At 57.5% G+C, this 8,751-nt stretch carries 9 protein-coding genes, 1 tRNA gene and 1 riboswitch; of the genes, 6 read left to right on the top strand and 4 right to left on the bottom strand.

What is annotated here, in order from left to right; all coding sequences use genetic code 11:
* Positions 1-286 precede the first annotated feature (286 nt).
* The 4 genes from GWQ22_RS20005 to alr all read left to right on the top strand — a co-directional run bounded on the left by GWQ22_RS20005 (position 287) and on the right by alr (position 3,049).
* Positions 287-472, top strand: coding sequence for a hypothetical protein (locus tag GWQ22_RS20005; protein WP_275931420.1), 186 nt, complete (start codon positions 287-289; stop codon positions 470-472).
* On the top strand, positions 469-654 hold the full coding sequence (locus GWQ22_RS20000) for a hypothetical protein (RefSeq protein WP_275931419.1): 186 nt from the start codon (positions 469-471) through the stop codon (positions 652-654). The genes GWQ22_RS20005 and GWQ22_RS20000 overlap by 4 nt, the downstream gene beginning before the upstream one ends.
* Before the next feature lie 16 nt (positions 655-670).
* Positions 671-1,453: a methyl-accepting chemotaxis protein gene (locus GWQ22_RS19995; protein WP_275931418.1), complete on the top strand. Its 783-nt coding sequence runs from the start codon at positions 671-673 to the stop codon at positions 1,451-1,453.
* A 441-nt stretch (positions 1,454-1,894) separates the two neighbouring features.
* A complete protein-coding gene (gene alr / locus GWQ22_RS19990) occupies positions 1,895-3,049 on the top strand; it encodes an alanine racemase (protein ID WP_275931417.1) in 1,155 nt (384 codons plus the stop codon).
* Positions 3,050-3,257: 208 nt separating this feature from the next.
* On the opposite strand, the gene GWQ22_RS19985 is transcribed toward alr, so the two are convergent.
* A tRNA-Ser gene (locus GWQ22_RS19985) sits at positions 3,258-3,345 on the bottom strand.
* A 213-nt stretch (positions 3,346-3,558) separates the two neighbouring features.
* A complete protein-coding gene (locus GWQ22_RS19980; protein ID WP_080741086.1) occupies positions 3,559-4,014 on the bottom strand; it encodes a YbjN domain-containing protein in 456 nt (151 codons plus the stop codon).
* Between the two features lie 157 nt (positions 4,015-4,171).
* Between GWQ22_RS19980 and GWQ22_RS19975 the strand changes: the two genes are divergently transcribed.
* A complete protein-coding gene (locus GWQ22_RS19975) occupies positions 4,172-5,287 on the top strand; it encodes a tyrosine/phenylalanine carboxypeptidase domain-containing protein (RefSeq protein WP_275931416.1) in 1,116 nt (371 codons plus the stop codon).
* Between the two features lie 58 nt (positions 5,288-5,345).
* On the opposite strand, the gene GWQ22_RS19970 is transcribed toward GWQ22_RS19975, so the two are convergent.
* On the bottom strand, positions 5,346-5,927 hold the full coding sequence (locus tag GWQ22_RS19970; protein ID WP_042034326.1) for a thymidine kinase: 582 nt from the start codon (positions 5,925-5,927) through the stop codon (positions 5,346-5,348).
* 86 nt (positions 5,928-6,013) lie between these two features.
* On the bottom strand, positions 6,014-7,594 hold the full coding sequence (locus tag GWQ22_RS19965) for a Na+/H+ antiporter NhaC family protein (RefSeq protein WP_108536694.1): 1,581 nt from the start codon (positions 7,592-7,594) through the stop codon (positions 6,014-6,016).
* A gap of 86 nt (positions 7,595-7,680) precedes the next feature.
* A riboswitch (Lysine riboswitch) is annotated at positions 7,681-7,852 on the bottom strand.
* A 321-nt stretch (positions 7,853-8,173) separates the two neighbouring features.
* On the opposite strand from GWQ22_RS19965, the gene GWQ22_RS19960 reads away from it, so the two are divergent.
* Positions 8,174-8,578 (top strand): H-NS family nucleoid-associated regulatory protein, encoded by a 405-nt coding sequence (locus GWQ22_RS19960; protein ID WP_042034328.1) that lies wholly within the window; start codon positions 8,174-8,176, stop codon positions 8,576-8,578.
* Positions 8,579-8,751: the final 173 nt, after the last annotated feature.

Below are 8,751 nucleotides of genomic sequence, written 5' to 3'. Positions count from 1 at the left end.
CGGCCGCACGATGAAGAGCAAAAGTTAGCATGATCGTTACCATGTTCGGGAGTCACATAGGAGATCAGATCCTGGAAATCGGGAAAAGTGCCAATCAGTTCACAATATTTGTGTATAAGAGTCAGGGATAATGCACAAACAGTGCCAAGCGTCTCCCAAAGCCGGATTCAATATAAAAAATCTCTCCCACATCAGACTCTTGAACAACAATTATCACTGAGGACCTGAGCAGGCCTCGCCCCTGCGCTTGGGGCCCCCTCCTGATGTAGCGCCGAGAGGATGACTTATGGGCAAGACCATACTCGTGGTGGATGACTCCGTCGGGATCAGGGCGGCCATCACCATGACGCTCAGCAGCGCCGGTTTTTACGTGATAGAAGCAGCCGATGGTGAGGCCGCCCTCATCCAGCTGGAAAAGCGACGCGTAACCTCATTATTTCAGACCTCAACATGCCTGGCATGGATGGCATGACGCTGCTCAGACGGGTCAAGGCGCAGCAGACGACCCGCTACCTCCCTTTCATCATGCTGACCACGGAGGACTCCGACCAGATCAAGCGAGAGGGGTTCGAGGCCGGCGCCCGGGTCTGGCTGACCAAGCCGTTCGAACCGCTCAAGCTGCTCGATAATGTTTACAAGGTGGTGCAACCATGATGCGGGAGCGACAGTCATGAGCCTGCAACTCGATACCCGGCAAACGCCCCCCACCGCCACCCTGAGCGGTGAAATGCGACACGCCACTGAAAGATTGACCGCCAGCCCCTCCCAGCTATCCCCCTTCGCCAACCAGGCCAACAGCGTGGTGGTCCAGTCAGGGGAGATCGCCCATGTCGGTGAAGAGCAGGTCAAGCACGCCTCGCAAGAGGTGCTCAGGGTCACCACTGCCGTCAACGACTCGGCCAAACAGGTGCAGGGGCTGTTCGATGACATCACCCGCATCAGCCAGATTTCAGTGATGATCCAGGGGGTGGCGGACCAGACCAACCTGCTGGCACTCAACGCCGCCATCGAGGCAGCCCGGGCCGGTGACATGGGCCGTGGCTTTGCCGTGGTCGCCGACGAGGTGCGAACCCTGGCGGCGCGGACGACCCAGGCGACGCAAGAGATCAACGAGATGCTCAAGTCGATCCAGCAGGGGGCCACAGGGGCGGTCAAGGGAATGAATACCTGTGCCGACAGCATGAGCCGGGTGCGAGAAACCACAGACAGCTCCAGCGATACCATGGCCCAGGTGGATCAGAGCTCTCGCAAGGTGGTGGGCCTCATCCAGGAGATCAGCTCCATGCTCCATGAGCAGGCCGCCGCCAGCCAGCTGATTGCCCAGTCGGTCGAGGAGATTGCCCAGATGTCGCTGGAGAACGTATCCGCCGCCGAGAGCGTCAACCACGATGCCTCCCAGCTGACCGACATCATCCATCAACTCAACAAGGGCATCGGTTTCTTCAAGGTGTAGCTGGTCAACAGGGCTGCCATCCCGGCAGCCCTGCTTTTTCCCCTCCCCCGCGCCTTCATCCGGCCAGTCTCGCCCCCCATCCCTGTCAAAACCTCTCAACACGCATAATACCCGACCCCAACTCACTGAAACGCCACATTAACCCCTGCCTGTTGGAGGGTCATAACCAGTGATAAATATCGTGTGATAGGGAGCAAAAGAAAGCATCGGGAAGCATATTTATACAGAGGAATATCCCGTATTTATGCCATTACTTCACTCCTATTCGCCACATAATTTACCAAACAAAAAACAACTGATAACATAACTGTACATTTAAAAGCATATAAAACAACATCCGCTGCGCGGTCTGCGGCGACCTGACCCAAGGCGTTCAGGCCAGCGGGTCAAGATTGAGATAAACAGCCAACCCCGATCCTCATCAAGCAGACACCCGAACCCATGATGAACACAGTTACGGCCAGCATCGATGTCGATGCGCTCCATCACAATTTTGCCGTCGTGCGGCGCCACGCCCCCCACAGCAAGATCATCGCAGTCATCAAGGCCAACGCCTATGGCCATGGCCTGCTGCAGGTCGCCAATACCCTGGTCCAGGCAGATGCCTATGCGGTGGCGCGACTCGAAGAGGCGCTGGTACTGCGTGCAAATGCCATCACCAAACCCATTCTGGTGCTGGGTGGCTTCTTCTCGGCCGAGGCGCTCTCCCTGCTGGCAGCCCAGGAGTTGCAGACCACACTGCACACCTGGGAGCAGTTGGCGCTGCTCGAACGGGCCCAATTGCCGGCCCCCGTCAGGGTCTGGCTCAAGCTCGATACCGGGATGAACCGGCTAGGCGTGAGGGAGCAGGAGCTGCCCGCCTTTATCGAGCGACTGAGCCGATGCAAAAACGTGGTGCAGCCTTTTCATCTGATGACCCATTTCAGCCAGTCCGACGAGCAGGATAGCCAAGCCACCCAGCAGCAAATCGAGGCGTTCAAGATGCTCACCGCCCACCTGCCGGGCGAGAAGGCCATGGCCAACTCGGCAGGGATCCTGGCCTGGCCGGATTCACGTAGCGACTGGATAAGACCTGGCATCATGCTTTATGGCGCCTCCCCCTTCGGAGGCCAGCTGGCCTCCGATCATGGGCTGCGCCCCGTCATGACCCTCAAGAGCCAGCTGATCGCCATCAGAAAGTGCAAGCGGGGAGAATCGGTAGGATATGGCGCCCATTGGGTGGCTCATCGCGACACCACCCTCGGGGTGGTCGCGGTCGGCTATGGCGACGGTTATCCGCGCATGGCTCCCGAGGGGACGCCCATGCTCGTCAACGGTCGCCGGGTGCCCATCGTCGGCCGGGTTGCCATGGACATGATCACGGTCGACCTCGGGCCACAGGCCAGCGATCAGTGCGGGGATGAGGTGATCCTGTGGGGCGAGGGCCTGCCGGTGGAACAGGTGGCAGAGAAGATAGGGACTATCCCCTATGAACTGCTGACCCGCCTCACCTCCCGGGTGTCCGTCGCGCTTGCCCAGCCCTGCGCCAAGGCACTGTCGCTGGCAGACGCTGACATGCCCTCATATGCTGGCTACGCCCTGCGAGCCACGGCTTAACACAGGATCTCTCATCTTAATTCGGGAGACATGAGGCATAGCGGCAATGAGCAAAAAAGCAGCAGGGCAGTGACGCCTGCGCTCGGCGAAAGAGCATCCCCCAGCAGGCAGTGCAAGACGACGAGCCTGCCCCCTGGATACGGGTCGCACCAGCGATCACGGGAAAAAACAAAAGGGCCTGTCTGTCGACAGGCCCTTTTGTTTTATTTGGCGGTGAGGGAGGGATTCGAACCCTCGATACGTTGCCGTATACACACTTTCCAGGCGTGCTCCTTCAGCCACTCGGACACCTCACCAATTTGTTTTGGTCATGAGCTCATGCTTGCCAAGAGCATTGCCTGGCAGCCACTCGGGCACATCACCAAATTCTGGTCTGTTGTTTAACGTGTTCAGCCAACACAGTGTTCATGGCGCTGTTGCGCTGGAACGGGGCGTAATTTAGGGGAAAGCCCCGCCGGCGTCAACGGCTTTTTTTACCTGACGAATCGTTCGCACATTTAACGCACAAATCAGTGCACGCATTCCGGCGCGACCTGGATCTCGGGCAGGTTCAGGAAGCCAAGGCGCTCGCATTCGGACACCACTTCATGGGTCGCGGCCGTGGTGCTTTCGACAAACAGCAGGAACTGTTCCACGGAGAGACCCGCCTTGGTAAACACTGTGTGGCCCACGATGAGGCGCGGCAGGTTGTCATCAATGATGTCGAGGAACACCTTGAGCGACGGATATTGCATGTTGAGGCGACCCAGTTCGGCCATCAGCGGCAGCAGCGAGGAAGGACGCACTTCCAGCTCGGATGAAAACAGCAGCCCTTCCTCTTCGACAAAGATCCGGCTCTCCTGAATGCCGTCGACGGACTGCAGGGAGACAATGTGGATGCCATGACACTGATCGCAGACATAGTGCTCGATACGAGCCTGCTGCAACCAACGCATTATCATTTCAGAGCTGGGGATATTCATCATTTCCACGACACGATAAGGATCAAGGGGCGCAGTCTAAACCAATTTTCCGGCAACCAAAAGTGCAGTGGCCGGATAAGCTGGGCGCCAGCTTCTTTTTGGCAAGCACTATGCATATACTCAGTTATTCTCGCCCCACCTTCCCCCTTCAGAAGGCCTGATGACCATCCAAGAAAAGTACCGCCTGCATCTGAAATCCTTGTCGGATGAACTGCTGGCCCTGCAAAAGCCCATTCGCATTCTGGATGCCATCAAGTGGCCCCGTCATCTCCAGGCCGATTTTCTGGCCAACGGAGGACGCGCACTGCCAGCCATCGATCAGCACTTCTACGATGCCCTGCCCCTCGGCTTCGATCCCCGCAACAAGTATCTTGAACTCAAGGAGTTGCGGGACAGGATCCGGCGCCGGCTGGGCCCTCGGGATGATCTGGGCCGCATACTGCAAGAGACGGTCGATCAGTACATGGTGGTGATCGAGATGCTGCGCCAACGCGGACAGCCTGATTTCTTGCGCTACAGCCAGCTGCTGTACGGCTCGGCCAGCGATCACCTGCGCGGCGATCGCAAGACCCTCAGGGAGCTGGGAGCCCGCTTGTGCGACATCTTCTCCCTGCCTGGTGCCCGCCATCTGGTGCGCCCCTATCCCAAGGAATTTGAAGGGGAAGCCGCGGTCGCCAAGCTGCAGGGCAAACTGTCGAGCTATTTCAGCGATGGCACGGTACAGGTCAAGCTGAGCGATGGCATCGTCTCGGATGCCGCCGCCGGCGGCGATTACATCAAGCTCAATTCCCACGCCCGTTTCTCCGAGCTGGACCTGCAGGTACTGGAGGTGCACGAAGGCTGGGTGCACGTGGGCACCAGCGAACACGACGCCTACATGATCACCCAGCGGGTGTTTCGCGGCGGCATGGTTGGCGGCGGTGCCTGCTTCACCAAGGATCTCTCCTACGTGCGCGGCTACGTGGAGACGGTCAACTTCATCCGCAGCGCTGTGCTGGAAGGGGTCCCCGAGATCCTGCCCATGCTGTTCGTCGGCAAGGTGACCCTGGACGACATTCCTGTGCTCTATCAGCACTATCTGGAGGGGCTGATCGATGCCCCCCGCTACCTGCCTCCCATGTTTCGCGATCTCACCGGGCTCTACGTCTGGTTCGGCTTCGCCTCGGGCATGTCACTGGTGGACATAGGCCGGGTCCAGCAACATTTTCGCCAGCTGTTCCATCGTCTGCCAGTGGCCGATCCCATCATTGCGCCGGTGGATATCGAGATCGACTGAGTCGTAAACAAACAAGAAGGGCGCCAGATTGGCGCCCTTCTCTCTTATCGCGGCCCGATCACTTGTAGGCCCGCCCTTCCAGATAGTGCTTGCGGCACAACGACACATAGCGATCGTTGCCACCGATTTCCACCTGCTCACCATCCCGCATCACCTGGCCAGCAGCGCTCACCCGCGAGTTCATGTGCGCCTTGTTGCCACACCAGCAGATGCTTTTCAGCTCTTCGAACTTGTCGGCAAGACAGAGCAGATGATAGGAGCCCGGGAACAGCTCCCCCCGAAAGTCGGTCTTGAGGCCATAGGCCATCACGGGAATATCCTGCTCGTCGACGATGCGCGCCAGTTGGTAAACCTGCTCGCGGGTCAGAAACTGGGCCTCGTCGACGATGAACACATCGATACGCTTCTGGGCATGGCGCGCCTTCACCATCTCGAACAGATCGCAACTGTCACTGAACACATCCACCTTCAGCTCAAGGCCAACCCGGGCACTGATCACCCCCACGCCGAAGCGGTCATCAATGGCCGGTGTCATGGCCAGGGGCTGCATGCCCCGCTCCAGATAATTGAAGTGGGCCTGGATGAGCTGGGTGGATTTGCCTGAATTCATGGTGGCAAATTTGTAGTGCAGTGAAGCCATGGTGTTGTTCCGAAACTGAATTTATGGGGCGCATGCTAACCAAAGCCCCTGCCAAAACCAAGGGGCCCGTGGGCCCCTTGTTCTATTTATGCCATAGCCAGCGCTCGATGGCGCCGAGCCTTGCGCAGATGATAACCGGAGAAGATCACAAACCAGAGCCCGCTGACGGTAAAGCCCGCCAGCACGGAATGCATCAGCCCCATGACCAGGTAACCGAGCGCAGCACCGAAGGCGATGGCCAGCGCATAGGGCAGCTGGGTCATCACGTGATCGATGTGATGGCACCCTGCGCCCGTGGCCGACAGGATACTGGTACTCGAGATGGGCGAGCTGTGATCGCCAAACACCGAGCCTGCCAGCACGGCGGCCAGCATCGGCAACATCAGGCTGATGTCGCTGGCGGCAGCCATGTCACCGGCCAGCGGCAGCATGATGCCGAAGGTGCCCCAGCTGGTGCCGGTGGCAAACGCCATGGCACAGGAGAGGATAAACACCACGGCTGGCAACACTTCGGTCGGCAGGTTGCCGTTGGCCATGGAGGCCAGGTACTTGCCGGTTTCCACGTCGCGCACCACGGCACCGATAGCCCAGGCGAACAACAATATGTTGATGGCAGGCAGCATGGCCATGACCCCTTGTGGCGCGGCCTTAATCCAGTTATTCGCACCGAGCTTGAGGCGCATGGCCAGACCGATGGAGACCACCAGGCTGCACAGAGCGCCATAGACCAGAGAAGAACCGACGTTGGTATTCTCGAACGAGCCGAGCACGCTGAACGGCAGCCCTTGTTCGCTCAACGCGGCGGCACCGGAGTGGACCATGAAATAGATGGTGGCGACGGTCAGAGTCAGGATCGGCAATACCATGTCGATCATGCCGCCGTTGCTCTCTTCCGGGCTCTCCATATCCAGACCGATGGGGCGGCCCTTGGACTCGTCCCACAGCTTGCCTGCCAGCGCCCACTCTTCGTGTTGACGCATGGGGCCGATATCGAGCTGGAACGCAATCACCACCAGCACCATGACCAGGGTGAACACCGCGTAGAGGTTCATCGGGATCATCTCGACAAAGGCGGAGATGGGGCTCTGATCTGTCAGACCGTGCGCCGCCATGATGCCGCCCACGAGGGCAATGATGTAGGCTCCCCATGAGGAGATGGGCATCAGTACGCAGACGGGCGCCGCGGTGGAGTCCAGCAGATAGGCCAGCTTGGCGCGGGAGATCTGGAAGCGGTCGGTGACCGGACGGCAGATGGCCCCCACCGACAGACTGTGGAAGAAGTCATCGATGAAGAAGGCAAACACCATCATGCCGGTGAGCGCCTTGGCCCCCTTACGGGTCTTGGCACGACGCTCAGCCCACTCGGCGAAGGCGCGGGTCGCACCGGAGACGCTCATCAGACTGATGAGGCCGCCCAGCAGCAGCATGAACAGGATCATGTTGACGTTGTCACTATTGAGTGCACCGTCGACCCAGAAGATCTTGAGCACAGTGTTCAACATGTAATGCAGGGAATCGAGCGGAGAAAACTGATTGAGCAACAGACTACCGGCAACAATACCAACGCCCAGCGACACCAGGACGCGGCGTGTGATGATCGCCAGAGCGACGGCCAGTAAAGGGGGAATGACAGACCAACCGGAGTCGGCGTAATGAATGATGTCCATGATCTCTTTACACCTAAAGACAGCAGGTGGAGATCTACCGAGAGGATAAAGAAACAAAACCCATGGGGAGGTTATACTCCTCAGCCCCTTCAGGTAGCGCTCCATAGTGGATGACTATGGCAGTCCTGCACCTGTTCGATGCAGAACCAGCAGCCCGGTATGATGGCCTGGCCACTTCGGCGCTGACTCCTTTCGTTGTGCATCACAGGCATCACCCTCCGCACAAGTACTTATAGGCAGCGCGCCTCTACTTAAAGGTATTCGAAGCACATTTTATCGCGCTGGCACGTTATAGCAAGTTTTTTGATTAAATCCCCATGCAGGGCGTTTAAAAATGGCGAAATGGTAGTCAAACGGTGCAATTATTTCGATTTTGTCGCTATTTTCATCTATTCAGAACTCAGTCGAGTATTATGTAGGTCAATATCGCTGGATCCTGCCTGAATCCGAAATAGCTCACTTAATTTTCATGCTGAATTTATTATTTCGCTTATCTTGACTTAATAGTAATCTGCCGTATAAATTACACAAAATTACTCTTTTTATTTAATTCACTCCTTTGCTCGCGTGGTGGACACTATGAACGAATTTTTGAAAGTACTGCTGAATATCCGTAGCTTGCGCGCAGCGTGCCGTGAGCTCACTCTGGAGCAATTGGAAGAGGGGATGGAAAAACTCTCTGCTATTGTTACCGAACGTCAGCAAGATGAATCCGCCGATCGTCAGGCCCGTGAAGAGCATCAGCGCAAGATTAACGAATATGCCGAAATGCTGAAAGCCGCCGGCATTGACCCTGCCGAACTGGTGGGAACCGTTGCCACTGAACCGGCCAAAGCCGCGAAAAGCAAGCGCGCCCCTCGCCCGGCCAAATATCGCTATCTGGATAACGGCGTTGAAAAAACCTGGACCGGTCAGGGCCGCATGCCGTCCGCGATTGCCAAGGCCGTTGCCGACGGTAAATCCGTCGAAGAATTTGCCATCTGATCAGGTAAACGACCTCCAATAAAAAAACCTCGCACTGCGAGGTTTTTGAGTTATGGTGATTTCTGGTGTATGGGGGAGATAGAGAAGGTGGCGTATCCTGCTGATTGATTCCCGCGAAGAATCTCAATTAACAGAGGTGATACGCCATGACCAATTCTACCCTCAGAGTCCTG

Origin of the sequence: Aeromonas sp. 1HA1 (assembly GCF_029237385.1) — a bacterium.
In the GTDB taxonomy this organism is placed as follows: domain Bacteria; phylum Pseudomonadota; class Gammaproteobacteria; order Enterobacterales; family Aeromonadaceae; genus Aeromonas; species Aeromonas popoffii.
The sequence above is the reverse complement of the archived record's forward strand: the minus strand, read 5'-3'. Positions and strand labels throughout refer to the sequence as shown.

Coding starts and splice junctions, on each gene's coding strand:
- GWQ22_RS20005 (WP_275931420.1), top strand. CDS start 287: ATGGGCAAGACCATACTCGTGGTGGATGACTCCGTCGGGATCAGGGCG.
- GWQ22_RS20000 (WP_275931419.1), top strand. CDS start 469: ATGACGCTGCTCAGACGGGTCAAGGCGCAGCAGACGACCCGCTACCTC.
- GWQ22_RS19995 (WP_275931418.1), top strand. CDS start 671: ATGAGCCTGCAACTCGATACCCGGCAAACGCCCCCCACCGCCACCCTG.
- alr (WP_275931417.1), top strand. CDS start 1,895: ATGATGAACACAGTTACGGCCAGCATCGATGTCGATGCGCTCCATCAC.
- GWQ22_RS19980 (WP_080741086.1), bottom strand. CDS start 4,014: ATGATGAATATCCCCAGCTCTGAAATGATAATGCGTTGGTTGCAGCAG.
- GWQ22_RS19975 (WP_275931416.1), top strand. CDS start 4,172: ATGACCATCCAAGAAAAGTACCGCCTGCATCTGAAATCCTTGTCGGAT.
- GWQ22_RS19970 (WP_042034326.1), bottom strand. CDS start 5,927: ATGGCTTCACTGCACTACAAATTTGCCACCATGAATTCAGGCAAATCC.
- GWQ22_RS19965 (WP_108536694.1), bottom strand. CDS start 7,594: ATGGACATCATTCATTACGCCGACTCCGGTTGGTCTGTCATTCCCCCT.
- GWQ22_RS19960 (WP_042034328.1), top strand. CDS start 8,174: ATGAACGAATTTTTGAAAGTACTGCTGAATATCCGTAGCTTGCGCGCA.